1 protein-coding gene is annotated in these 258 nt (G+C 41.1%); it reads right to left on the reverse strand.

Annotated elements, in window-relative coordinates; all coding sequences use genetic code 11:
* Positions 1-258: ATP-binding cassette domain-containing protein (locus tag AC3AX0_RS05065; protein WP_487549228.1), on the reverse strand; the 258-nt coding region annotated here is incomplete at both ends.

A 258-nucleotide genomic window follows, 5' to 3' on the forward strand; every position in this document is an offset into this window, starting at 1 on the left:
ACAGTTGTGCAACGAGCTTGTTAGAAGATGAAAATCTCCACTTCTTATCCGGCAGCTCTCCATTTATAAGAATTGACCTTCCCGTAGGTGTATCCTTGTTTGCAGTCCATTCAATATCAGCAAGTAGTCGGCTTTTTCCAGAGCCCGTAGCTCCAACTATTGAGATTATCTCACTTTTATTTATTGTCAAAGTTCCGAAACTTTCATCCTTGCCGCATTTGTCCCTTCCACCGATGATTGATAAGGATTCAACAGTAT

This window comes from Dethiosulfatibacter sp. (assembly GCF_983023055.1).